We start from the raw sequence: 24,587 nt of genomic DNA on the forward strand, positions 1-24,587 counted from the left end.
TCCGGGAAAGGAACCGGGGGGGGAGGTGCCGCCCGCGTCAAGACGTCCCACCCGGTCCTTCCCGGAAAGCGAAGAGTTCTCGGAGCCGCCGAGGCGAGGAATGGTCCCACCCTCTCCGGCCGCCGCTATCTTTATGCCGCGCTAACCTTTCGCCGGGCCTTTCAGCCCTTCCGCCACCAGCTCGGCGATGTCCTTCACTTTGGTGCCGCCCGTGGAGCGATCCTTCAGGCCGTCCTCCATCATGGTCATGCAGTAGGGGCAGGTGGTGCAGATGGTGCCGGGGTCGCCGGAGAGCGCCTCGGTCACCCGGTTCAGGTTGATGCGCTCACCCAGGTGTTCCTCCATCCACATGCGCCCGCCGCCCGCGCCGCAGCAGAAGGAATTCTCGCGGCTGCGCTCCATCTCAGTGGGGGCGCTCCCCGTGGCGTGGGCGATGACGGTACGGGGCGCCTCGTAGACGCCGTTATGCCGACCTAAATAGCAGGAATCGTGGAAGACGATGTTGCCACCCTTCTTCGCGTGGTGATCCAGCTTCAGCTTACCCTGCGCGATGAGCGATTCGATGAACTCGGCGTGCGGAATCACCTCGAGCTCGAGGCCGTACTGTTTGTAGTCGTTTTTGAGCGTGGTGAAGCAGTGCGGACACTGGGTGACGATCTTCTTCACCCCCTTCTCCTGGAAAAGCGCCACGTTCTCCTTGGCCATCCTGTCGAAGAGGTACTCATTCCCCAGGCGGCGCAGGCTGTCGCCGCAGCACTTCTCATCCTTGCCGAGGATGCCGTAGGAAACCCCGGCCGCCTCGAAGATCTGCGTCATGGCGAGCGTCACCTGCTTGCTGCGCGAGTCGAATGACCCCGCACAGCCGACGAAGTATAGATACTCGGTCTTTCCCGCCTCGAAGAGCTGCACGTCGCGCCCGCCCGCCCACTTGCCGCGCTCGCCCGGTGCGATCCCCCAGGGGTTGGAGCGCTGCTCCATGTTCTCGAAGAGGTTCAGAAGTTCTTCCGGGAAATCCGCCTCCATCTGCACCAGGTGCCTGCGCATCTTGGTGATCTTCGGCATCTGCTCGATAAAGACCGGGCAGGCGGCAAGACAGGCGCCACAGCTCGTGCAGGACCAGAGCGCGTCCGGCTTGATGCATCCCTCGCCCTCGCCGATCATCGGCACGGTCGGCTCGCCGCCGCGCTTTAAGAGATCGCCGTTGGCAAGGAGGTTCACCTTGATGTCGTGCATGACGAGGCGCGGGTTGAGCGGTTTGCCGGTATTGGCAGCAGGACAGGATTTCTCGCAGCGCCCGCACTCGGTGCAGGAGAAGGAGTCGAAGAGGTCCTTCCAGGTGAAGCGGTCGATGCTCCCGGTGCCGAAAACGTTCCCCTCCTCGAACTCCTCGCGCGGCTGGGTGTTCGGCGTCTCCAGCTCCTTGAAGAAACAGTTCGGGATGGCGGCCAGGATGTGCATGTGCTTGCTGTAGGGAAGGTAGTTCATGAAGAAGAGCAGCACTGCCGCGTGCAGCCACCAGGAGAGCTGCGCGACGCTCTTCAGGGTCTCGCTCCCCTCCCCCGCCAGCATGGCTGCCAGCGCCGAGGAAACCGGCATCGCCTGCGCCGCCTGTTCCTGCCCCATGGCGATCTCCGCCGCGTGCAGGCCGAAGTAGGCGAGCATGAGCGTCCCGATCATGGAGAGGATGCCGAAGGCCTCGCCGGTGCGGGCCCCTTCGTAGGGAGGCGCCACCGCTCTTCGCACCAGGGCGATGACTACCGCGGCGAGGGCGCAGAGCGAGAGCAGGTCGAAAGCGAAGACGAGCGGCAGGTAGAGCGCCGCGGGGAGAAGGCTGGAAAGTTTCGCCGCCGGGAACACGCCCGCGAGCAGGAATTCCGTGTTGGCTACCGCGAGTACCAGGAACGACCAGAAGATGAAGACGTGGTTGATGCCGAAGGGGCGGCTCACCACCCTCTTCTGCAGGAAGGCGAAGAGGAACATCCCCTTGAGCCTCTCGGGGAAACTGGAGAGACGGTCTTCGGCCGCGCCGACGGCGACCAGGCTGAAGCGGCGATAGCAGCTCCAGGCGAAGATGGCGCAAGCCGCCGCCAGAAGCGGTGTGAAGATGACAGGATTAGGTTGCATGAACGTATCCTTGTAGTTGTTTTTTCGAAATCCGGTTAACCCGCTCAAGCCCGCAGCGGTGACTTAACAGAGCAGTGCACCTCCCCCTGGAGGGGGGAGGCCGGGAGGGGGGAAGCCGGGTCGAACCTGTTCCAACCGCCACGCGCCCCCTCCATGCCCCTACCATTTCGGGCCTTCGCCCACCGTAGGGCTACGGTCAGCAGGCGGGGGCTGGACGGCTTGGCAACGTGCTCATACAGGCCAAAGGTCCACTTCCCCTCGCCCTCCGGGCCTTCGCCCACCGTAGGGCTTCAGCCCGGAGGCGGGAGAGGGCCAGGGTGAGGGCGGTGCCTCAACCCCACGTCGACGCATTACCACCGTAAGCGGCGCCCTCACCCCTACCCTCTCCCAGAGGGCGAGGGAGAGTTTTTGCAAGATGTCCGTGACGGGAAGAAGCGCCCCTTACGCCGCCTTGACGTCCTTGACCTCAATGCCGCTCGAGGCCGCCTTCATCTCCCGCAGCGCCGCGGTGATCGCCGGGACCACCTGGAACAGGTCGCCCACGATGCCGTAGCTCGCCACCTCAAAGATGGGGGCCTCCTTGTCGCGGTTGATGGCGATGACGAGGTCGGAATCCTGCATCCCCACCAGGTGCTGAATCGCGCCGGAGATGCCGCAGGCGATGTAGATCTTCGGGCGTACCGTCTTGCCGGTCTGCCCCACCTGGCGGTCCGGCGGCATCCACCCCGCGTCCACCGCACTACGCGAGGCGCCCACGACGCCCCCGAGCTCGTCGGCAAGCTCCTGCAGCATGGCGAAGTTCTCCTTCGCCATCAGGCCGCGCCCACCGGAGACGATGAACTCGGCGCCGGCGATATCCACCTCGCCCGCCTTCTTGTCACGGATCACCTCGAGCACCTTGGTGAAGACGTCCGCCTCGTTGATGGGAAGGGAGACATGGATGATCTTACCCTTGCGTCCCGCCTCCTGCGCCGGCATGGGCATGACGTGCGAGCGTACCGTCGCCATCTGGGGACGGAAACGGTCGCACATGATGGTCGCCATGATGTTGCCGCCGAAGGCCGGGCGGGTCTGCATGAGGTTGCGCTTCGCGTCGATGTCGAGCCCGGTGCAGTCCGCGGTGAGGCCGGTCTTGACGCGGGTGGCGACGGCCCCGGCGAGGTCGCGCCCCATCCCGGTCGCGCCCATGAGCACGATCTCCGGCTTGAACTTGTCGATCAGGTGGCAAAGAGCGTCCAGGTACGGATAGGTGCGGTAGTTGGCGAAGACCGTCTGATCCATGAGGTACGCCTGGTCGGCGCCGTAGCTGAAGGCCTCATAGCAGAGGTGCTCGACCTTGTCGCCAAGCACCACCGCCGAGAGCCCAACCCCGAGCTTCGCCGCCAGTTCCTTCCCCTTGCCGAGGAGCTCCCACGAAACGCGGGCCGCCTCCCCTTCCGTCTGTTCGATGAAGACCCATACGCCGCGGTAAGCCGCCACCAGTTCGCGGCGTGCCAGCTCCTCCGGGTCGGCCTCATCCTCGGCGAGGTCCTGCTGACCGGCGAGCTGTGCCAGGATCTCCAGGTCCTCCTTCGAGTAGAAGATCTCCAGGGCCGAGCCCGGGCAGGCCTTCACGCACTTGAGGCAGCCGATGCACTTCGAGAGTTCGATTTGCGGTTCTCCCGCCTCGCTCATCTGAATGCCGTCCACCGGACAACTGCTCTGGCAACGCGCGCCGCAGGCGATGCACTTCCCCTCTATGAGCCGAACCTTCCCCCGCGGCTTTTTCAGTTTGTTTTTAGCTTCAGCCATCTTTTACCCACTCCTAGTCACGTCCATGAGGTCCACCGGGTACACCGGGTTCATTCAGTCCACAAGATTCCAGCGACACCTACACCGCCAGCATGTCCCTGGCCACCAGCTTCTCCAAGAGGAGCTTGGCGGTCCCAGTGGGGTCGTTCAAACCGTCGCCGATCATCTCGCCCGCCGCACGCTGCGGCGAGAAGATCCTGCTCACCCAGGTAGGCGAACCCTTAAGGCCTATGCCGTTGGGGTCGAGCATCAGCTCGTTGTTGCTCCAGACCTTCACCTCGCTTTTAGCTGCCTTCAGCCGCATCGGGACTGTCGGGTAGCGCGGGCGGTTCAGTTCGCGCACCACCGTGATCATGGCCGGCAGCTTCGCCTCAACGATCTCGTAGCGCCCCTCGAGTTTGCGGCGCACGCGGATTTTTCTGGAAAGGAAGTCCAGGTGTTCGATGCGGTCAACGAGCGTGAGTTGCGAGAAGCCGAGGCGAATGGCGATGCCCGGGCCGACCTGCGCCGTATCGCCATCGATAGTCTGCTTGCCGCAGAAGACCAGCCCAACCTCGTCATCCTGGGCCAGTTTCCTGATGGCCTCCGCCAGCACTTTGCTGGTGGAGAGCGTATCCGCGCCGCCGAAGGCGCGGTCCGAGCAGAGGATCGCTTCGTCCACGCCGAGAGCCAGCGCCTTTCTGAGGGTCGCCTCCGCGTTAGGCGGTCCCATCGAGAGCGCCGCCGCCTTGAACCCGTAGCGCGCCTTCATGCGGAGGCTTTCCTCCAGGGCGTGGGTATCGTAAGGATTTACGATGAAAGGGATACCATCGCGCACCAGCGTATTAGTAACCGGATCGATCTGCACCTGAGTCGTATCCGGCACTTGTTTAATGCAAGCCACCACGTACATTGAAGATCCTTTCTTTTACCAACTCTGTTCAAACCCGTTGTCACAGGCCACCGGGTCCACAAGGTCCAAGGTCCAGAGCGTCCACCGAGTCCATCAAGGTTTTAGTGGCACCACCTAGTGGGTCGCCTCACCCCTCGAAACCTCCCACTGCTCCCTGAAAAGTGCGAACGCCTCGCGCATGATGAAGGAAGCCTTTTTCCCCCTTTTGTCCATGAGCCTCTGGATGGCGTCCCGCTCGTCGTCGCTCATGCGTATCGAGATGATGTTCACCTTCTTCTGACTTCTTTCCTTCATGACTTCTCCCCTTCTTTGCCTGCTGATTTGAATATGCCGCCTGTTACAGCAGCTCGATCTTGTCCTCGGGGCGCACCACACCGCCGCTCACCACGGTGGCGAAGATCCCCTCTTTCGGCATGACGCAATCGCCCGCCTGGTAGTAGATGGCGCACCGGGTGTGGCAGACCTTCCCTATCTGGGAGACCTCCAGCACCACCGGCCCGATGCCGATCCGTGTCCCCACCGGCAGAGTCACCAGTTCGATGCCGCGCGTGGTGATGTTCTCCGCGAAGTCGCCCGGTCCGACGGCAAGCCCCATCGCGATCATCTTGTCGATGCTCTCCTCGGCTAAAAGGCTCACCTGGCGGTGCCAGTCCCCCGCGTGCGCGTCGCCGATGATGCCGTAGTTTTCCCTCAGGTGGACCGCCGGCCCCGGCTTCTTCCTCTCGCCCTTATTCTCGCTTACGCTGACCGCCACTACAGACGCGCTCATAGTCTCCTCCGTTTTCGCCGGTCCCGGACCCATCTTCCACGAGCCCCGGTCTCCGTCTGCTAACCGCCTATCCTCGACATGTTGACCACGGCCTGCTCGGCCCCTTCCTCGGCGATATGATGCCGTCCCGGCTTCTGCGTCACGATGCGGCTCAACGCCTCGTGCAGCGGACCTGGATCGTCGGAAGCCAGAAGCGGCTTCAGGTCCATTCCCTGATCCGAAAAGAGACAGCCACGTACCCGGCCGGTCGCCGTGATCCTGATCCGGTTGCAGCTCTCGCAGAAGTGCCCCGACACCGGGGTGATGATCCCGATGGCGCCCGCGGCACCCTGTATCTTGTAATTCCTCGCCGGCCCCGCCATCTCGGAGTTCACCAGCGGCAGCAACGGGTAGCGCTCGGCGATGCGTGCGAGGATCTCGCTCCCGGGCATGCTCTGGGCGCCCCAGCTCTCGTCCTGCAGGGTCGGCATGTACTCTATGAAACGCACCGTGAACGGGTGGTCCAGGGTAAGGGCGGCGAAGTCCAGGATCTCCTGGTCGTTCACCCCGCGCATCACCACCATGTTGATCTTCAAGGGCCCGAAGCCCGCCTCCTGCGCCGCAGCAATCCCCGAGAGAACCCGGTACAGATCGGCACCACGGGTGATCCTGGCAAAGGTCTCCGCCCTCAGCGAATCTAGGCTTATGTTGAGCCTGGCGACACCTGCCTGCCTGAGCGGCTGGGCGAGTTCGTCGAGGAGGAGCCCGTTCGTGGTGACCACCAGTTCCTTGAGTCCCGGGATTGACGAGAGGCGACCGAGAAAATCGACGATGCCTCTTCTGACCAGCGGCTCCCCGCCGGTCACCCTTATCTTCTCTATCCCCTGCGCGACGCAGGCAGCGGCCGCCCGGTAAAGCTCCTCGTAGCTCAGCATCTCTTTATGCCCGAGCTTCGCCACCCCCTGCGCCGGCATGCAATAGCTGCAGCGCATGTTGCAACGGTCGGTGACCGAGAGTCTCAAGTAGTTGATCCGCCTGCCGTAGGTATCGATCAGTGCCATGCCGCATCCCCCTGTGAAACACGCCTCGCCGTATACAAGGCAATATCGGTACCAACTGTTCCACTTCGGCGCAAAAAGGCGCGCCCGGCACTAATGAGGCGGTAAGTAAGATGGTGAATACACAACAAACGAACCAATTTTTGGGATTTTGAATTCAACAGGCGGGCACGGCGGGGATCATCGGTTTAGCGATCAAAACGGACGTTCCACAAAAGCGCAAACGCTCCATTATGGAACGTCGCAACTGTTCGATTTCAGAACGCAACCTTTGGGCTAGTGCAGGTTAATGTAAACAAAGGATTCGTTAAGTATACGGTATCCTATGAAAATTGTTCGGTCTGGCAAAAAATTGCGTTTACAGTGAATTCTGGTACGCCCCTTGCGAAAGCGTAGAAAACCGTTTTAGGAAAGTGTATGCAACACCGCACGAATCTTAAAATAATCAAACCCGGTGCAAATAGCCCGGAAAAACAACAGGGGGAAAGAAAAATGGCATTAGGAGAACAGACTTACGGCTTCTTCATTCCGACGGTTTCGCTGATGGGTATCGGTTCCGCTAAGGAAACCGGTGAGCAGGTGAAGGCACTGGGCGCATCCAAGGCCCTCATCGTAACCGACAAAGGTCTTTCGGCTATGGGCGTTGCCGACAAGATCAAGGAGCAGGTGGAAGCCACCGGCGTAAAGGCCATCATCTTCGACGGCGCCGAGCCGAATCCGACCGACATCAACGTTCACGACGGCGTGAAGGTGTACCAGGAAAACGGTTGCGACGCGATCATCTCCCTGGGCGGCGGTTCCTCCCATGACTGTGCCAAGGGCGTTGGCCTCGTCATCGGCAACGGCGGCAACATCCGCGACTTCGAAGGCATCAACAAGTCCACCAAGCCGATGCCGGCATTCGTCGCCATCAACACCACCGCCGGCACCGCTTCCGAAATGACCCGCTTCTGCATCATCACCAACACCGACACCCACGTAAAGATGGCCATCGTCGACTGGCGCTGCACTCCGAACATCGCCATCAACGACCCGCTGCTCATGGTCGGCAAGCCGGCCGCTCTGACCGCTGCTACCGGCATGGACGCCCTCACCCACGCGGTTGAGGCATACGTCTCCACCATCGCCACCCCGATCACCGACGCATGCGCCATCAAGGCCATCGAACTGATCGCCAAGTACCTCTCCAAGGCTGTCGCCAACGGCGAAGACCTCGAGGCACGCGACAAGATGGCTTACGCCGAGTACCTGGCCGGCATGGCGTTCAACAACGCTTCGCTTGGCTACGTTCACTCCATGGCGCACCAGCTGGGCGGCTTCTACAACCTGCCGCACGGCGTCTGCAACGCCATCCTGCTGCCGGCCGTCAGCCAGTACAACCTGATCGCCTGCCCCGAGCGTTTCGCCGACGTCGCAAAAGCACTGGGCGAGAACGTCGACGGCCTCTCCGTGACCGAAGCCGGCCAGAAGGCGATCGACAGGATCCGCAGCCTCTCCGCTTCCATCGGCATCCCGACCGGCCTCAAGGCCCTCAACGTGAAGGAAGAGGACCTCTCGATCATGGCGGAAAACGCAAAAAAGGACGCTTGCCAGTTCACCAACCCGCGCAAAGCGACCCTTGAGCAGGTCATCCAGATCTTCAAGGATGCAATGTAATAACGCTGCAGCATGATCCCCGCCCCCGGAGGGGGAGGGTTAGGGAGGGGGGATTTCCTGGCTCCCCCCCTCCCGACCTCCCCCCTCCGGGGGAAGGGGCTATACCACACCACCCAACAGATGCGTAAGCGGTGTCGGGTCAGTCTGGCATCAAAAATCTCCGAGCCGTGTCGAGCCTAAAAGGGACCTCCCCTCATGGCTCCAGGCCAACGGGTTGCCCTGGAAACGGTGCAGCCTCCCTCTTGGAAAGGAGTCCCGGCTGACGTCAAGCAGCCGGTAGAACAATTTAAATTAGGGAGCTTGAAAAGCATGGATAAGATTTTTCGCGTCAACATGACCGACCTCACCACCAAGATCGAAGAAGTTCCGGCAGCCTGGGCAGGCCTCGGCGGCCGCAGCCTCACCTCCACCATCGTCTCCGCCGAAGTACCGCCGACCTGCCACGCGCTTTCCGCCGAGAACAAGCTGGTGTTCGCACCCGGCCTTCTGACCGGCACCCCGGCAGCCAACTCCGGCCGCCTCTCCGCAGGCGCCAAGAGCCCGCTCACCGGCGGCATCAAGGAGTCCAACGCCGGCGGCACCGCGGCACAGATGCTGGCGAAACTCGGCATCAAGGCCCTCATCATCGAAGGCGCCCCGAAGGGTGACGCCTGGTATAACCTGGCCGTCGGCGTGAACGGCGTCACCATCAGCGAAGAGAAGGAACTGCTGGGCCTTGGCAACTTCGCCGTCATCGACGCAGTCGAGGCGCGTCTGGGCAAGAAGACCGGCGTCCTCACCATCGGCCCGGCCGGTGAGCTGAAGATGACCGCCGCCAACATCTCCGTCAAGGACCCGGACAGCAAGATCCGCAGCCACGGCCGTGGCGGCCTGGGCGCAGTCATGGGCTCCAAGCAGATCAAGTTCATCTCCATCGACGGCGAAGGCGCCCCGGGCGTGAAGATCGCCGACCCCGAGAAATTCAAGATCGCCGCCAGGACGTTCTCCAAGGCCATTCTCGAGCACCCGGTCTCCGGCGAGGGTCTGCCGACCTACGGCACCAACGTCCTCGTGAACATCCTGAACGAGGCCGGCGGTCTCCCGACGAGAAACTTCACCACCGGCCAGTTCAAGGATCACGACAAGATCTCCGGTGAGACCATGTACGACACCATCGTAGCGCGCGGCGGCAAGCCCAAGCACGGCTGCCACGCCGGCTGCATCATCCAGTGCTCGCAGGTCTACCACGACAAGGATGGGAAGTACGTCACCTCCGGCTTCGAGTACGAGACCATCTGGGGCCTGGGTGCCGACTGCTGCATCGACAACCTGGACGACATCGCCCGCGCCGACAACCTGATGGACGACATCGGGATCGACTCCATTGAGACCGCCGTCATGTTCGGCGTAGCCATGGAAGCCGGCATCCTCAACTGGGGCGACTCCAAAGAGATGCTGCGTCTTTTGACCGACGAGATCGGCAAGGGGACCGCCCTCGGCCGCATCCTTGGCGGCGGCGCAGGCTCCGTGGGCCGCACCTACGGCGTGACCCGCGTACCGGTCGTCAAGAACCAGGCGATCCCGGCCTACGATCCGCGCTCCGTCAAGGGGATCGGCGTCACCTACGCCACCTCCACCATGGGCGCCGACCACACCTCCGGTTACACCATCGCCACCAACATCCTGAACGTAGGCGGCTACGTCGACCCGCTCAAGAAGGACGGCCAGGTCGAGCTCTCCCGCAACCTGCAGATCGCGACCGCCGCGGTCGACTCGACCGGTATGTGCATCTTCGTCGCCTTCCCGGCGCTGGACATCCCGGAGTGCCTCCCGGCCCTGATCGACATGATCAACGCCCGTTTCGGCATCGCCCTCACCGGCGACGACGTCACCAACCTGGGCAAGTACGTCCTGAAGACCGAGCGCGAGTTCAACCAGAAAGCCGGTCTCTCCAACGTCCATGACCGCCTCCCGGACTTCTTCAAGAACGAGCCGGTAGCGCCGCACAACGCGGTGTGGGACTTCACCGACGAGGAACTCGACGAGTTCTGGAACTTCTAGAAGCAGCCAACGCCCGGCGTGACGAAGGTCACGCCGGGTTTTTCCGTTTGAACCACGATCAGGTGCCTCATGCAGATAACTCTCAAACTTTTCGCCACTTTCAGAAACGGCAGGTTCAAGGTGGCCGAACAGGAACTCGCCGAAGGAACCGAGGTGCGGGCCGTGGTGCTCTCTTTGGGTCTCACCGAAGAGGAGATCGGCATCGTGATGCTGAACGGCCGACACGGCGAACTGGACAGCAAGCTCGCCCACGGCGACACCCTTTCGCTCTTTCCCCTGGTCGGAGGAGGCTGACATGCATAACGCCCTCGTCTTTTTGAAGGAACAGACCAAGGACGGCCTGCTTTCCTGGCGCGCCCAGGACACCACCGCGAAACTCTTCGACATAAGCCACGCCGCGGTGGAGTGGCTCGCCCTGCAAAACGGCATCCTTCCGGCCCGCTACCAGCGCAACAGGAGCATGATCGGTGTCGAAGACCAGTTGCGCCTGTTCCAAAGCCGCGTCGCCGTGATCGGCTGCGGCGGCCTGGGCGGCTACGTCCTCGAAGAGTTGGCGCGTCTCGGCGTCGGTCAGATCGTCGCCATCGACCCGGACATCTTCGAGGAGCACAACCTGAACCGGCAGATCCTCTCAACGCCGGCGTCCCTTGGCCAGCCGAAGGTGGCGGTCGCGGCGGAACGGCTTGCCCAGGTGAATCCGGCCGTCACGGTGACCCCCATCGAGGACGCCTTCTGCCTGACCAACGGCTTCGAACTCCTTGCAGGGGTAAGCATCGCGGTCGACGCCCTGGACAGCATCCCCTACCGCCTGCAGCTGGCCGAGGTATGCACACTGGCCGGAATTCCCATGGTGCACGGCGCCATCGGCGGGTGGTACGGGCACGTGGCCACACAGTTCCCCGGAGAGACCACGGTGCAGAACATCTACCGGCATTGGGTGGCCGGCAAGGGGATCGAGCAGCAGCTCGGCAACCCCTCCTTCACGCCGGCCGTGGTGGCGAGCCTCGAGGTCGCCGAGGTCTGCAAGGTCCTGCTCGGCAAGGGAGAGCCATTGAGAAACCGCAAGCTATCCATCGACCTCCTGGAAATGGAAATGCACGAGATATCGTACGCCGAGGTCCCGGTGAAGCTGGTGAACGCGGCGTAAAGAAACAAAGAACCTCCCCCTCCCGCAAGGGTAGGGGCTTGGCCACAAAGATCGTGGCTGCAATTAACTACCGGCGCCACGACGGCGCCAGACAGCACCGAGGAGGTGCACCATGCCAAGCTTTGAAGAAGCGCGCGGCATCATACTGGCCCACGTGAAGCCCCTTGGAGAGGAAACAGTTCCGCTGATGGACGCCTTCGGGCGTCTGGTGAGCCGAGACATCATCGCCCCCTGGGACCTGCCGCTTTACGACAACTCCGCCATGGACGGCTTCGCCGTGCACGCCGCGGATTGCACCTCAGCCCCCACCCGCCTGAACATCACCGGCTTTCTACCCGCCGGGGGCGACGTCGCCGCCATGGTCGAGCCCGGATGCGCGGTGCGCATCATGACCGGAGCTCCCATCCCCCCCGGCTGCAACGCCGTAGTACCCATCGAGGAAGCGGAAGTGGACGGAGACCATGTGGTGATCAGCCACAAGGTGCTCCCCCGGCAGCATGTGCGCGTGAGAGGCGGCGACGTGGGCGCAGGCGCGCCGGTCCTCGCCGAAGGAACCGGGATTCGTCCGGCCGAGGTCGGCATGCTAGCCGCGATGGGACAGGCGCTGGTGCCGGTGTACCGCAAGGCACGGATCGCCATACTTTCCACCGGAGATGAACTGATCGAACTGGGCGAGCGCCCGGTTTCCGGCAAGGTGATCAACTCCAATGCACTGTCGCTGGCCGCGGCGGTGCGCGAGGCGGGGGCCGAACCGGTGCTGGTCGGTATCGCACGCGACAACGTGGAAAGCCACCGGGAGAAGATGCTGCAGGCGCTATGCTGCGACGCCCTGATCACCTCGGCCGGCGTTTCCGCCGGGGACCGGGATCTGGTGCGCGAGGTCGCCGCCGGACTTGGGGCCGAGGAGCTTTTCTGGAAGATCGGCATGAAGCCCGGCGGTCCCACCGCCTTCTCGACCTGGCAGGGAAAGCCGATCTTCTCGCTTCCAGGCAACCCGGTCTCCACCATGGTAACCTTCGAGCTTTTGGTGAAGCCCGCCCTCTTGAAGATGATGGGGCACCGCAAGGTGGTCCCCCCGTTCGTGAAGGGAATTCTCGCCGAGGACGCCCACAAGAAACCCGGTAAGCTGCACTTCATCCGGGTGACGGTGAAGAAGCGTCACGGCAGGCACGTCGCCTACTGTGCCGGAGAGCAGCACACGGCGATCCTCAGCACCATGACCAGGTGCGACGCGCTCGCCGCCCTCCCCTGCGACGCAACCTTCATCCCGGCCGGCAGCGAAGTGGATCTTGCCCTGCTGCGGGAGGTGGACTTGGTCAGCGAGTGCGAGGCGGCCGTCGGCTACCTGCACTGAAGCTGAAAGGGTAATAATAATAATTAATTTGGTATATTTTTCTTCCCGAATATGCGATATAGTGCATCGTATCGTTTTGGGAGGTGAAATATGAACGAGTTGCTGATTCTGGTAGGTATTGTGGTCGTCTGGGTGGCGCTGCAGCGTTTCATCCTGCCCCGGATGGGGATTGCGACCTGAATGTCGCCGGCATGCACCCCTGGTCAGGGGAAGAAGAAAAAAGAAGAAAGCGAGCAGGAAGGATAAGAAAGGGCGCCGGTAAAACCGAGCGCCCTCTTTTTTTGTCTTGTGTGTTTCTGTGCCGCCTCTGTAGGGGCGAATGATCATTCGCCCCCCTCCCCCGGAGCAAAGATGCCCCGGGAGAGGTTAGCAGTCAGTCAGTTAACATAGAACGTAGAACGTTGAACGTAGAACGTCCTCTCGGTTTAATACCTGTAGTGCTCCGACTTGTACGGACCTTCCTTCTTCACGCCGATGTACGCCGCCTGTGCGTCGGACAGCTCGGTCAGCATCGCACCCAGGGTCTTCAGCTGCAGACGCGCCACCTTCTCGTCCAGCTCCTTCGGCAGGATATATACGCCCACCGGGTACTTGCCCGGGTTGCAGAAGAGCTCCATCTGCGCGAGCGTCTGGTTCGCGAAGGAAGATGACATCACGTACGAGGGGTGACCGGTGGCGCAGCCGAGGTTCACCAGGCGACCTTCCGCGAGCAGGATGATGCGCTTGCCGTCCGGGAAGATAACGTGGTCGACCTGCGGCTTGATGTTCTCCCACTTGTACTGCTTGAGCTTCGCCACCTCGATCTCGTTGTCGAAGTGACCGATGTTGCAGACGATGGCGTTGTGCTTCATCGCCTTTATGTGGTCGTGGGTGATGACGTCGATGTTGCCGGTGGTGGTGACAAAGATGTCCGCCTTGTCGGCCGCCCACTCCATGGTGACCACCTTGTACCCTTCCATGGCCGCCTGCAGGGCGCAGATCGGGTCGACCTCGGTCACCCATACCTGGGCCTGCAGCCCGCGCATCGCCTGGGCGCATCCCTTGCCCACGTCGCCGTAGCCGCAGATGACCGCAACCTTGCCCGCCACCATGACGTCGGTGGCGCGCTTGATGCCGTCCATGAGGGACTCGCGGCAGCCGTAGATGTTGTCGAACTTCGACTTGGTCACCGAGTCGTTCACGTTGATGGCCGGGAACTTCAGCTTCCCTTTCTCGAACATCTGGTAGAGACGGTGCACGCCGGTGGTGGTCTCCTCGGTAACACCCTTGATGCAGGCCGCGGTCTTCGCGTACCACCCCGGCTTCTCGGAGAGACGCTTCTTGATGGCCGCGAAGAGCACCTCTTCCTCCTCGCAGGTCGGCTTGTCGAGGACCGTCGGGTCCTTTTCCGCGTCGCTGCCAAGGTGCAGCAAGAGGGTCGCGTCGCCGCCGTCGTCGAGGATCATGTTGGGCGCACCGCCGTCGTGCCACTCGAAGATCTTGTGGGTGTAGTCCCAGTACTCGGTGAGGCTCTCACCCTTGGTCGCGAAGACCGGGATGCCGGCAGCGGCGATGGCTGCCGCGGCGTGATCCTGGGTCGAGAAGATGTTGCAGGAAGCCCAACGGACCTCGGCGCCGAGCGCGGTGAGGGTCTCGATGAGCATGGCGGTCTGGATGGTCATGTGCAGCGAGCCCGCGATGCGCGCCCCCTTGAGCGGCTGGGCCGCCGCGTACTCCTCGCGAATCGCCATGAGACCCGGCATTTCGGTTTCCGCGATGATCATCTCCTTGCGGCCCCAATCGGCCAGCGACATATCCTTTACGATGTAATCCTGTTTCACGTTGTTCTCCTTTCGATGGTCTTTCTGTGACCCGCTAAAACTTCGTGTCTTTCACGCCTTTACCGCCTGCACCAGCAACACGTCTTCAGCACCGTTTCCTGACGACACGCGATCAATGGTGATACCTGAAAATCCCGCTCCCTTAAGCCACCCCTTCAACTCACCATCCTCGAAGCCGAGCCACTGGTCTGCCAATTGCTCCCTGGCCCATTCCTGTTCGTGACGCGCGAGGTCGGCGACAAGCAGCGTTCCCTGCGGCGCCAGCACGCGCGCGATCTCGGCGAGCACCGTTTCCGGCCGGGGGGCATGATGCAGCACCATGTTGGCTACCACGCAACCCGCCCCTCCGTCGGCAAGCGGCAGGTGGTTCATGTCACCAAGCCTCAGTTCGGCCCCCTGCACCCCAACCTTTGCGAGCCTGCGACGCGCCTCTTCAAGCATCGCGGGCGAGTGGTCGACACCGATCACCCGCCCCGCCCGACGCGCAAGCTCCGCGAGGAGCACTCCGGTACCGACGCCTATCTCCAAAAGCACCGCCGCCTCAGGCACCTTGTCCAGGAGGCTTTCCTGGTATTCGGGCACCGGCAGGAGCGTGCGCGAGAGCTGGTCCCACTGGGCCGCGTGCCGGTCGAAAAACTCCTGGCTCCGCTTGCGGCGTGCCTCCAGGGCCTGCGCCACGGCAGCCAGATCCTCACGGCGCTCGGGAAGCTGCTCGAGTTCGCGTTCGAACTCCGGCCGGATGGCGCAGAAAAACGGGTTGGCGTCACCGGCGCGGTAGTAGCTCCAGGTTCCCTGGCGCTTCACCGCAAGGACACCGGCCTCGGCCAGGATCTTCAGGTGCCGCGAGATGCGCGACTGCCCCATCCCCATGATCTGGGTGAGCTCCTGAACGGTGAGCTCCGCATTAAGGAGCACGCCGACCAGCCGGAGGCGGCAAGGGTCCGCCAGTGCCTTGAAAAGTTCCAGCATGTCTATATCAACTCTCGCTATTCTTATAAATCAAGTTTTCTTGATATAGCACAGTACGCCGCTGCCGACAAGACGGAAGACATATTATTTCCTCCTTATGCATGACCATCCTCCCTCTCCCTCCGGGAGAGGGCCGGGGTGAGGGCATCGGCAGATGCAATCCCCTCACTTCGTGACAATGCCCTCACCCGGCCTTCGGTCACCCTCTCCCACCTGCGGACCGAAGCCCTACGGTGGGCGAAGGCCCGAGGGGTGAGGGACCGGGAAAAGCGAAAGATCCCCCAGCGGCACGAAGCCACTGGGGGATCTGGTGATTCCTGCGCAGAAGCGGCACCTTTGCCGGCCTTTAAAGGCGCCCGGCGCAAGGTGCGCTCCTGCGTTTGGTGCGTATTTACTGGATCAGGCGGCCTTGTCCTCGGCGACGACGCCTTGCGCGCCGAAAATCTCGTCGAAGATCTCCTGTACCGTCTCGATGCGGTTCGCCTTCCAGGCGTTGGTGCCGCAGAAGACGAGACCCGAATCGACCTCGCCGCGCTGGGCGCGATCAAGGGATTTCACGATGCAGAAGCGCTCGCCGCTCTCCCTGTAGGAGCATTTCTTGAGACAGCCGTACGAGCAGACCGAGGAGTGGTCGCGGTCGTAGTCGAAGATCCCCTGCTGGTTGCTGAGAATGGCGCGTCCCGGGAGACCGGCCGGACTCATGATGAGGCCGATGTCTTCCTTCTTGCAATCGAGGTAGGCCTGCTTGAAAGCATCCTCGGCGTCGCACTCGACGGTGGTCACGAAGCGGCTCGCCATCTGAACGCCGTCGGCCCCTTCGGCCAGGGCGTGCTCGACGTCGGCGCGGTCCCAGATGCCGCCTGCAGCGATGATGGGTATATCAAGCCCGTACTCGGAGCGGAAAAATTCCTTCACGCCGCGCACGGTTTCGTACTGGTCGTATTCGCCCGTCCCGATATTCTCCATCTTCTCGCCCAGGTGCCCACCGGCGGTGTCAGGGTCCTCGACCACGACGGCATCGGGAAGACGGTTGTAGGACTTGTCCCATTTCTTGGCGATCAGTTGCGCTGCACGTACCGAGGATACGATGGGGATGAGGGCGACGTCGGGCGCGTGCGCGGTGAGCCCGGGGAGGGTCAAGGGAAGGCCGGCGCCGCAGACGAGCACCTTCGCCCCCGCCTCGACCGAAGCCACCACGAGTTCCTCGTAATCGGTGAGGGCGACCATCACGTTGACGCCGATGATGCCATCCGGGGCGATCTCGTAGGCCTTGCGGATCTCGTCCTTCAGCGCCTGCGCGTTGCTCTTGAGGTAGTTTTTGCCGTCGAAAAACTCGCTATTCAGGGTGATCCCGGGGGACGCCACCAGGCCCACACCACCGCACTTCGCGACGTGACCGGCCAGCGAGCCCGCTGAAATTCTTACCCCCATGCCGCCCTGGATAAGCGGGTATCGTGCCTCGTGTTTACCAATGCGCAACGGCTTGAACATAACTCCTCCTGAGTATCAGACTGCGACGTAAACACATTATCAGAGAACGCCGACGGCTTTTGTAATACTAGTGTAAAAACAAACGCCCCAGTACTCTCAGATACCCCTTGCAAAAACGAGGCAGCGATGCTACCTGTGTGGCATGAAAATGAACCGGAAACTCTCCAACCCGTTGATTGCACTGATAGGGATCCAGCTGATCTGGGTGGTGATGGTCGTCTCCTGGGTCTACTGGTTCATCGGAAGGAACAAGGAGTTCAAAGCACTTGCCCTGCGCTACAAGCCCGAACTAGTAACTAAAGGGGTTGAGTGGATCGTTCTGGTCGAGGGGCTGTTGATGGCGGTTGCCATCCTGGCCGGGGTCTATGTCATCTTCCTCTATTGGCGGCGGCAGGCGAACCTCTATCTGCAGCAGCGCAGCTACATATCCCAGTTGACCCACGAGCTTAAGTCCCCTCTTGCCTCGATCCAGTTGCACCTGGAGACGGTGAAGATGAGGGAGCTCCCCAAGGAGAAGCTCGACGGCTTCCTCGACACCATGCTCTCCGATACCGAGCGCCTGAACATCCTGATCAGCAACCTCCTCATGGCGACGAGGATCGAGTTCCGCCAGTTGGGCGAAAAGGCGAAGCAGATCGACTTCTCCGGGTTCGTCACCAGCTATCTGGAAAGCAAAAACGGCGACCTCCCGGAGGGGGGCAAGCTGACCGTGGAGGTCGAGCCGAACATCACCGCGACCATCGACGCTGAAGGGATGGAGATGGCGCTCAGAAACCTCTTCGAGAACGCTCTCCTCTACTCACCGGTATCGCCGGAAATCCGCGTCTCCTTGAAGCGCAGCGCAAGCGGCAGGCAGTGCGTGCTCGACTTCCAGGACAACGGCAAGGGGCTGGGTAACGACGAACTGGAGAAGATTTTCGATATGTTCTACCGGGTGCGCACCCCGGGTGAGAACATCAGGGGAACCGGTCTAGGGCTCTACATCGTGAGAAGCGTGGTGAACGCGCACGGCGGCAAGATCTCGGTCGAGAGCCCCGGGCCCGGTAAAGGCTGCACCTTCCACATCACCCTGCCGCTTCAGGGCAGGCAGCAGCGAGGATAGGATGTCCGGCGAGAAACCGCACATACTGCTAGTCGAGGACGAGATGCACCTTGCGCGCGGCATCACCTTCAACCTGGAACAGGAAGGGTACCTGGTGAGCCACGTGGAGAGCGGCGAGGAGGCACTGGAGAAGGTACGGATGGAGAAGTTCGACCTTATCATCCTGGACGTCATGCTCCCCGGGATCGGAGGGTTCGAGGTCTGCGAGAAGATACGGGGGCTCGACTCGCGCGTCCCGGTTCTGATGCTGACGGCGCGCTCCGCCGAGAGCGACCGCATCTCCGGGCTTGCCGCCGGGGCCGACGACTATCTGATCAAGCCGTTCAACCTGAAGGAGTTTCTGCTCAGGGTATCCGGCATGCTCCGGCGCAGCGCGTGGTACCGCCCCGAGCCGGTCGAGGAAGGGTACAGCTTCGGCGACAACGAGGTCTTTCTGCTCTCCTACAGGGCGAGGACGCGGCAGGGAGAGATCGACCTGACCGACCTCGAGGTGCGCATGCTGTCGCTTTTCTTCCATCGCGAAGGAGAGGCCATCCCGCGTGGAGAGATTCTGGAGAGCGTCTGGGGTTACGCCACCGATGCCGAGACGCGCACGCTGGACAACTTTATCGTGCGGCTCAGGAAGTACTTCGAGCCCGAGCCCTCCCGCCCCGTCTTTTTCCAGACCGTGCGCGGCGTGGGGTACAGGTTCAGCAAAAAGCCTTAGAAGCCGTTCTAGGTTCTACGTTCTACGTGAACATCGAAAAACAAAGCAGCTACGCAAAAAGGCCCTCCGAACTCGGAAGGCCTTTTGCTTTGAACGTAGAACGTAGAACCTAGAACGTAGAACCTGTTCCTAGAGCCCCGCTTTCTCCCTGATGATCGCGGCCTTGTCGGTGCGCTCCCAGGTGAACTCGGGAAGCTCGCGGCCGAAGTGGCCGTAGGCGGCGGTCTTCTTGTAGATCGGACGCAAAAGGTCGAGCTGCTCGATGATGGCGCGCGGACGCAGGTCGAACACCTCGCGCACGATCTCGGAGATGCGCTTGCTCGGGATCTTACCGGTGCCGTTGCAGTCAACCATGACGGAGACCGGCTCGGCGACGCCGATGGCGTAGGCTACCTGCACTTCGCAACGCTCGCAGATGCCGGAGGCGACCAGGTTCTTGGCGACATAACGCCCCATGTAGGCCGCGGAACGGTCCACCTTGGAGGGGTCCTTGCCGGAGAAGGCACCGCCGCCGTGGGCACCGTGCCCGCCGTAGCTGTCGACGATGATCTTGCGACCGGTGAGACCGCAGTCACCCATCGGTCCGCCGATGACGAAACGGCCGGTCGGGTTGATGAGGAACTTGGTGTTCTCATCCATCAGGTGGGCCGGGATGATCTTCTTGACGACTTCCTCTATGATCCCTTCCTTGATCATCTCGTAGGACACCTCGGGGGTGTGCTGCGACGAGATGACGACGGTGTCAACGTGCACCGGCTTGTCGTCGATGTACTTAATGGAAACCTGGGACTTGGAGTCCGGACGAAGGAAGTCGAGCACGCCGGCCTTCCTGACGTCGGCAAGCCTGGCCACGAGCTTGTGGGCCAGCAGGATCGACATCGGCATCAGTTCCGGGGTCTCGTTGCAGGCAAAGCCGAACATGAGGCCCTGGTCGCCCGCGCCCTGCTCCTTGAACATCCCCTCCCCTTCGGTGACGCCCTGGGCGATGTCCGGGGACTGCTTATCTATAGAGGTCAGCACCGCGCAGGTTTCCCAGTCGAAGCCCATGGCGGAATCGTGGTAGCCGATTTCGCGGATCGTTTCACGCGCGATCTTCGGATAGTCGATGACGGCGTTGGTGGTGATCTCGCCGGCGATCACGGCCATACCGGTGGTGACCAGCGTCTCACACGCAACACGCGCCTTGGGGTCCTGAGTCAGGATGGCGTCGAGGATGGCGTCGGATATCTGGTCGGCAACCTTGTCAGGATGCCCTTCAGAGACAGATTCAGAGGTAAAGATGAAGTCCTTCATTTCCATAAGGTGAGACCCCCAGAAAAAGTGTGCAGCTAGGTATAGGCAAAGCTGACGAATTGTATAGGCGCCATTTTCCTTTGTCAACGATTAAGTACAGCAAATTTCAACACATTTTACCGGGGTACTGCTGCCGACTCACCTACCGCTCAAACATTAGTTGATACCAATAAAACTTCCGTTACAATCTTCTAGCGTTGCGAAACAGTACGGGGGGCATTGCACCTTGAGCGCAAAGAGTTGAACTGGAAAGGCTTTGAGGGAGGAATTATGAAATTGCTTGCGGTGATGCTGATGTGCCTGTTAATCGAAGCATGTGGTGGCTCCCGGTCGGATCAAATTTCCGGCAACGACGGCAACGTGCACATCCCGGAACCGGCTAGCGGGACGGTGCACGTCCTCGTCACAACGCAGGGACCGGTCGCCGATGCCGTACTCTACGCCGCCCAGTTCACCTTGCGCCTTCCCGCCGGGGTCTCTGTGCCGACCGATGCCGGCGGTGCCGTCACGGACGGGGTCGTGGCCCCGGCCATCGGAGGAAGCTACGTCGGCGCCGCCGTGGTGACCCCTTCCTCGACGTCCTCCGGGCCCGTGCTCTCCGTCAACATCGTCAATCCCGTCGGCATGACCGTCGGCCCCCTGGTCACCCTTACCTACACCACGGCAGCCGGGACCATCCCGACAGCGGAATCCTTCACCCTCGACGCCTTCTCGGCCCGCAATGCGAGCGGTGCCGCAATCTCCGACATCACGTCCCGCCTTACCCTTCAAACGCAATGAGCGGCTGACGCATCCGCCAGCCGCTCATCAAAAACCACCGCCCCTGCCGGGGCGGCTTCTCTATCTTTTCCTACTCGGCCAAACGCACCGAATTGATGACGACAGGTTCTACCGGAACGTCCTGATGACCGGACTTCGTGGTGGTCTTCACGTCGCGGATCGCGTCCATAACTTCCATCCCTTCGATCACCTGCCCGAAGACGGCGTAGCCGAAACGGTCCGGGGTCTTGCCGGCGTGGTCCAGGAACGCGTTGTCCACTACGTTGATGAAGAACTGGGAGGTGGCGGAGTCGACGACCGAGGTACGGGCCATGGCGAGGGTACCGCGCACGTTCTTAAGGCCGTTTGTCGCCTCGTTCTTGATGGCAAACTTGGTCTTCTTCGGCTGCATGCTCTCGTCCAGGCCGCCACCCTGCACCATGAAGTTCTTGATGACGCGGTGGAAAACGGTGCCGTCGTAGTATGCGTCTTTGACATAGGAGAGGAAGTTACGGACGGAGATGGGGGCCTTATCTTTGAAGAGTTCGATCTTAACGGTACCCATCGAGGTTTCCATGATGACCACGGGATTTTTTTCTTCAGTCATTATGATGCTCCTTTGTGTTTGGTTTGCCACACCAATACCATACTAAGCACTGGGTGAAAAGTTTTTGTTGGTTGCTCATACAGAGCTAGGGTATGATGTATCGTCGTTGAATTATACCGGAAAACGTAAACAGTAAAGCAGATAGCGTCAGGCACAGGAGCGACAGATGAAACTTTCCACCGTTACGTTGTTAGCCGCACTGGCCCTCTCCCTCTCCGTATCCGCTCCTTCTGCGATAGGCGCGGATGACCTCCAGCAGACCGCCAAGGTAGGTGATCCGGCCCCCGGCTTCAAGCTCGACGCCTGGGTCAGCACCACGCAGGGCAAGGAGTTCCGGCAGGTCTCCCTCGACGAGTTCCGCGGCAAATGGGTCGTCCTCTTCTTCTACCCGATGGACTTCACCTTTGTCTGCCCGACAGAGATCAAGGGGTTCAACGACGCGCTCGCCGGCTTCGAGCAGTTGAACACCGTCGTGCTGGGCGCTTCCACGGACAGCAAGTACTCCCACCTCGCCTGGGTCCAGCGCGGCGACCTGGGTAACCTGCGCTATCCCCTGCTCTCAGACATCAAGAAGGAAGTCGCCCAGAAGTACGGCTGCCTCGACGAGAAAGACGGCGTCGCCCTGCGCGCGCTGTACATCATCGACCCGGAAGGGGTGCTCCAGTACCAAGTCGTGCACAACCTCGACGTGGGGAGAAGCATCGAGGAGACCATGCGCGTTCTCGAGGCGCTGCAGACCGGCTCGCTCTGCCCGCTCGGCTGGAAGCCCGGACAAAAGACCCTCGGCAAACCGTAAGGGCGAATATTCGCCCCTACCCCATCATCGCCTTCATCTTGGCAAAGAAATCCTCCGCGCTCTTTTCCGCCTCTTCCGGCGTGACCTCGCGCGCCACCCCGCTTTGCTGCACGTTCAGGACATTCGACGGGATCTCCTCCAGGAATCTGGAGGGGACCCGCTCCTCGAGCTTCCCGTACTTCTTACGGTACAGCGTCCGCGTCATCACGAGCTGCTGCCTCGCCCGCGTGATGCCGACGTAGCACAGGCGGCGCTCCTCGTCGATGGTATCGTCCTCGTAGATGGCCCGCTTGTGCGGCAGGATCTCGTCCTCCATCCCGACCAGGAACACGAAGGGGAACTCGAGCCCCTTGCTTGAGTGCAACGACATGAGGGTCACCGCGTCCTTGCCGTGATCCTTCTTGTCCTTGCCTGAGAAACGGTCCTCGTCCATGAGGGAGACCTTCTCGATGAACCCCCCAAGCGTCGCCTGCGGCACCCGCTCCTCGTACGCGGCCATGGAGTTGATGATCTGCTCGACGTTCTCCACCTTCCGGCGCGCGGCCTTCTGATCGTCTATGGTGCGGAAGATCTCCTCCTCGATCTTCAGCTTCTCGAAGAGGATCTTCCCTCTCTCCGCGAGCCCCCCCTCCTCCTTGAACGACTCCGCGGCGTCAAGCAGGGTCTGGTGGAACGCATGCACCTTCTCTTTGATGTTGTCGGCGACCCCCTCTATCTCGGCGACACGGCTGAACGCCTCGAAAAGAGGGATCTCCTTTTCGAGCGACCACTGGTTGATGCGGATCACCGTGCTGTCGCCGATACCGCGCCTGGGGAAGTTGACGATGCGCAGAAGAGCCACCTCGTCCAGGGGGTTCGCGATCACCTTCAGGTAGGAAAGGGAGTCCTTGACCTCCTTCCGCTCGAAGAACTGGGTGCCCCCCACGAGGACGTAGGGAATGTCCTCGAAACGGAGTTGCTCCTCGAAGGCGCGGCTCTGCGCGTTGGTGCGGTACAGGATGGCGAAGTCGCTGTACGGGACGTCCTTCTTGAAGCGCTCCAGTTGGATGCGCTCGACCACGCTGGTCGCCTCCTCCTCGTCATCCTGCACGATGCAGAGGTCGATGAGCGGCCCCTGCCCCGAGGCGGTCCAGAGGCGCTTCGCCTTTCTTATCTTGTTGTTGCCGATCACGCTATTGGCGGCATCGAGGATGTTGCCGGTGGAGCGGTAGTTCTGCTCAAGCTTTATGGTGCGACACCCCTTGAAGTCCTTCTCGAAGTCGAGGATGTTCCCGACGTCGGCGCCGCGCCAGCCGTAGATGGACTGGTCGTCATCTCCGACGACGCAGAGGTTGCCGCTGCCTGCGGCCAGGAGGTTCACCAGGAGGTACTGGGAGGAGTTCGTGTCCTGGTACTCGTCCACCATGAGGTAGCTGAAGCGCTCCTGCCAGTGCTTCAACACAGGCGGGTGGTGCTGTAAAAGCTCGGCGGTGAGCATGATGATATCGTCGAAGTCGATGGCGTTGAACGCCTTCAGCGCGGACTGGTAGCGGGGATAGACCAGAGCGGCCATCATGTCCACGTCGTCCAGCGGGTTCGGCGTGAAGCGGTCGGGGGGGATCAGCTTGTTCTTCGCTCCGGAGATGCGCCAGATGATGCTTTCCGGATCGTACTTTTTGCTGTCCGTGTTCACCTCGCGAACGATCTGACGCACGAGCCCCACCTGATCGGAGGTGGAGTAGATGGAGAAGTTCTTCTTGTACCCCAAGCGTTCGATGTCTCGCTTGAGCACGCGCACCCCCAGGGAGTGGAAGGTCGAGAGGACGATCCCCTTCGAATCACGACGCCCCACGAGATGCTCCACGCGCTCCTTCATCTCCTTGGCAGCCTTGTTGGTGAAGGTAACGGCGAGGATGCGGTCCGCCGGCACCTTCAGGTTCAGGATAAGGTGCGCGATGCGATATGTGATGACGCCTGTCTTACCGGAACCGGCACCGGCAAGAACCAGGAGTGCCCCTTCGGTTTGCTTTACCGCGGCAAGCTGTTCGGGATTTAGACGTGAAAGGTCGAGCATGTAATCCTCTGCGAGATGAAAAAAGCCGCCGTATTGTTACCAGATGCGGCAGGGCAATGCAAGGCGGTATCGCGTTTCCTCCACCACCTCATGCTTAACCCTCTGCACACGACCGGGAAGGAAGGTAAGGCGTGCATTTTGGTAATGCAGAGGTCGCTTTAGAGAAAAGCAGGGGCGCTTT

At 61.5% G+C, this 24,587-nt stretch carries 21 protein-coding genes and 1 riboswitch; of the genes, 9 read left to right on the forward strand and 12 right to left on the reverse strand.

The window, feature by feature from the left end:
• Positions 1-141: 141 nt before the first annotated feature.
• The 6 genes from E4633_RS17500 to moaA all read right to left on the reverse strand — a co-directional run bounded on the left by E4633_RS17500 (position 142) and on the right by moaA (position 6,616).
• Positions 142-2,124: a (Fe-S)-binding protein gene (locus E4633_RS17500; RefSeq protein ID WP_135872124.1), complete on the reverse strand. Its 1,983-nt coding sequence runs from the start codon at positions 2,122-2,124 to the stop codon at positions 142-144.
• A gap of 441 nt (positions 2,125-2,565) precedes the next feature.
• Positions 2,566-3,915 carry an FAD-binding protein gene (locus E4633_RS17505; protein WP_135872126.1) on the reverse strand — a complete coding sequence of 450 codons (1,350 nt, stop codon included), beginning with the start codon at positions 3,913-3,915 and terminating at the stop codon, positions 2,566-2,568.
• A 79-nt stretch (positions 3,916-3,994) separates the two neighbouring features.
• Positions 3,995-4,807: an electron transfer flavoprotein subunit beta/FixA family protein gene (locus E4633_RS17510; RefSeq protein ID WP_135872128.1), complete on the reverse strand. Its 813-nt coding sequence runs from the start codon at positions 4,805-4,807 to the stop codon at positions 3,995-3,997.
• Positions 4,808-4,921: 114 nt separating this feature from the next.
• Positions 4,922-5,101, reverse strand: a complete 180-nt coding sequence (locus E4633_RS17515) for a hypothetical protein (protein ID WP_135872130.1) — start codon at positions 5,099-5,101, stop codon at positions 4,922-4,924.
• Positions 5,102-5,144: 43 nt separating this feature from the next.
• Positions 5,145-5,576 (reverse strand): MOSC domain-containing protein, encoded by a 432-nt coding sequence (locus tag E4633_RS17520; RefSeq protein WP_135872132.1) that lies wholly within the window; start codon positions 5,574-5,576, stop codon positions 5,145-5,147.
• Between the two features lie 59 nt (positions 5,577-5,635).
• A complete protein-coding gene (gene moaA, locus E4633_RS17525; protein WP_135872134.1) occupies positions 5,636-6,616 on the reverse strand; it encodes a GTP 3',8-cyclase MoaA in 981 nt (326 codons plus the stop codon).
• 489 nt (positions 6,617-7,105) lie between these two features.
• Between moaA and E4633_RS17530 the strand changes: the two genes are divergently transcribed.
• From E4633_RS17530 to E4633_RS17550, 5 genes are all read left to right on the forward strand, one after another.
• Positions 7,106-8,269 (forward strand): iron-containing alcohol dehydrogenase, encoded by a 1,164-nt coding sequence (locus E4633_RS17530; RefSeq protein ID WP_135872136.1) that lies wholly within the window; start codon positions 7,106-7,108, stop codon positions 8,267-8,269.
• 146 nt (positions 8,270-8,415) lie between these two features.
• A riboswitch (molybdenum cofactor riboswitch) is annotated at positions 8,416-8,537 on the forward strand.
• Positions 8,538-8,578: 41 nt separating this feature from the next.
• The gene (locus tag E4633_RS17535; RefSeq protein WP_135872138.1) at positions 8,579-10,309 is read left to right on the forward strand and encodes an aldehyde ferredoxin oxidoreductase family protein; all 1,731 of its coding nucleotides are present in this window, start codon (positions 8,579-8,581) and stop codon (positions 10,307-10,309) included.
• 69 nt (positions 10,310-10,378) lie between these two features.
• The gene (locus tag E4633_RS17540) at positions 10,379-10,603 is read left to right on the forward strand and encodes a MoaD/ThiS family protein (protein WP_135872140.1); all 225 of its coding nucleotides are present in this window, start codon (positions 10,379-10,381) and stop codon (positions 10,601-10,603) included.
• A 1-nt stretch (position 10,604) separates the two neighbouring features.
• Positions 10,605-11,456, forward strand: coding sequence for a HesA/MoeB/ThiF family protein (locus E4633_RS17545; protein ID WP_135872142.1), 852 nt, complete (start codon positions 10,605-10,607; stop codon positions 11,454-11,456).
• 112 nt (positions 11,457-11,568) lie between these two features.
• Positions 11,569-12,810, forward strand: coding sequence for a molybdopterin molybdotransferase MoeA (locus tag E4633_RS17550; RefSeq protein WP_135872144.1), 1,242 nt, complete (start codon positions 11,569-11,571; stop codon positions 12,808-12,810).
• Positions 12,811-13,235: 425 nt separating this feature from the next.
• Here the strand turns inward: E4633_RS17550 and ahcY are convergent, their stop codons facing one another.
• The 3 genes from ahcY to E4633_RS17565 form a co-directional block, all read right to left on the reverse strand.
• Complete coding sequence (gene ahcY / locus E4633_RS17555) at positions 13,236-14,630, reverse strand: adenosylhomocysteinase (protein WP_135872146.1); 1,395 nt, start codon at positions 14,628-14,630, stop codon at positions 13,236-13,238.
• A gap of 51 nt (positions 14,631-14,681) precedes the next feature.
• Complete coding sequence (locus tag E4633_RS17560) at positions 14,682-15,599, reverse strand: ArsR/SmtB family transcription factor (protein ID WP_135872148.1); 918 nt, start codon at positions 15,597-15,599, stop codon at positions 14,682-14,684.
• A gap of 399 nt (positions 15,600-15,998) precedes the next feature.
• The gene (locus tag E4633_RS17565; protein ID WP_135872150.1) at positions 15,999-17,090 is read right to left on the reverse strand and encodes an NAD(P)H-dependent flavin oxidoreductase; all 1,092 of its coding nucleotides are present in this window, start codon (positions 17,088-17,090) and stop codon (positions 15,999-16,001) included.
• A 142-nt stretch (positions 17,091-17,232) separates the two neighbouring features.
• On the opposite strand from E4633_RS17565, the gene E4633_RS17570 reads away from it, so the two are divergent.
• Entirely contained in the window at positions 17,233-18,192 is a 960-nt protein-coding gene (locus E4633_RS17570) for a sensor histidine kinase (protein ID WP_135872152.1), read from the forward strand.
• A 1-nt stretch (position 18,193) separates the two neighbouring features.
• On the forward strand, positions 18,194-18,898 hold the full coding sequence (locus tag E4633_RS17575; protein WP_135872154.1) for a response regulator transcription factor: 705 nt from the start codon (positions 18,194-18,196) through the stop codon (positions 18,896-18,898).
• Positions 18,899-19,027: 129 nt separating this feature from the next.
• Here the strand turns inward: E4633_RS17575 and metK are convergent, their stop codons facing one another.
• On the reverse strand, positions 19,028-20,197 hold the full coding sequence (gene metK, locus E4633_RS17580; protein ID WP_135872156.1) for a methionine adenosyltransferase: 1,170 nt from the start codon (positions 20,195-20,197) through the stop codon (positions 19,028-19,030).
• Between the two features lie 264 nt (positions 20,198-20,461).
• Here metK and E4633_RS17585 point away from each other — a divergent pair, with 264 nt between their 5' ends.
• The gene (locus E4633_RS17585) at positions 20,462-20,971 is read left to right on the forward strand and encodes a hypothetical protein (RefSeq protein WP_135872158.1); all 510 of its coding nucleotides are present in this window, start codon (positions 20,462-20,464) and stop codon (positions 20,969-20,971) included.
• Positions 20,972-21,041: 70 nt separating this feature from the next.
• Here E4633_RS17585 and E4633_RS17590 read toward each other — a convergent pair whose 3' ends face one another.
• Positions 21,042-21,557: a peptidylprolyl isomerase gene (locus tag E4633_RS17590; protein WP_135872160.1), complete on the reverse strand. Its 516-nt coding sequence runs from the start codon at positions 21,555-21,557 to the stop codon at positions 21,042-21,044.
• A 166-nt stretch (positions 21,558-21,723) separates the two neighbouring features.
• Between E4633_RS17590 and E4633_RS17595 the strand changes: the two genes are divergently transcribed.
• Positions 21,724-22,353: a peroxiredoxin gene (locus E4633_RS17595; protein WP_135872162.1), complete on the forward strand. Its 630-nt coding sequence runs from the start codon at positions 21,724-21,726 to the stop codon at positions 22,351-22,353.
• Between the two features lie 16 nt (positions 22,354-22,369).
• Here the strand turns inward: E4633_RS17595 and E4633_RS17600 are convergent, their stop codons facing one another.
• Positions 22,370-24,406: an ATP-dependent helicase gene (locus E4633_RS17600; protein ID WP_135872164.1), complete on the reverse strand. Its 2,037-nt coding sequence runs from the start codon at positions 24,404-24,406 to the stop codon at positions 22,370-22,372.
• Positions 24,407-24,587: the final 181 nt, after the last annotated feature.

Origin of the sequence: Geomonas terrae (assembly GCF_004791675.1) — a bacterium.
Lineage (GTDB): Bacteria > Desulfobacterota > Desulfuromonadia > Geobacterales > Geobacteraceae > Geomonas > Geomonas edaphica.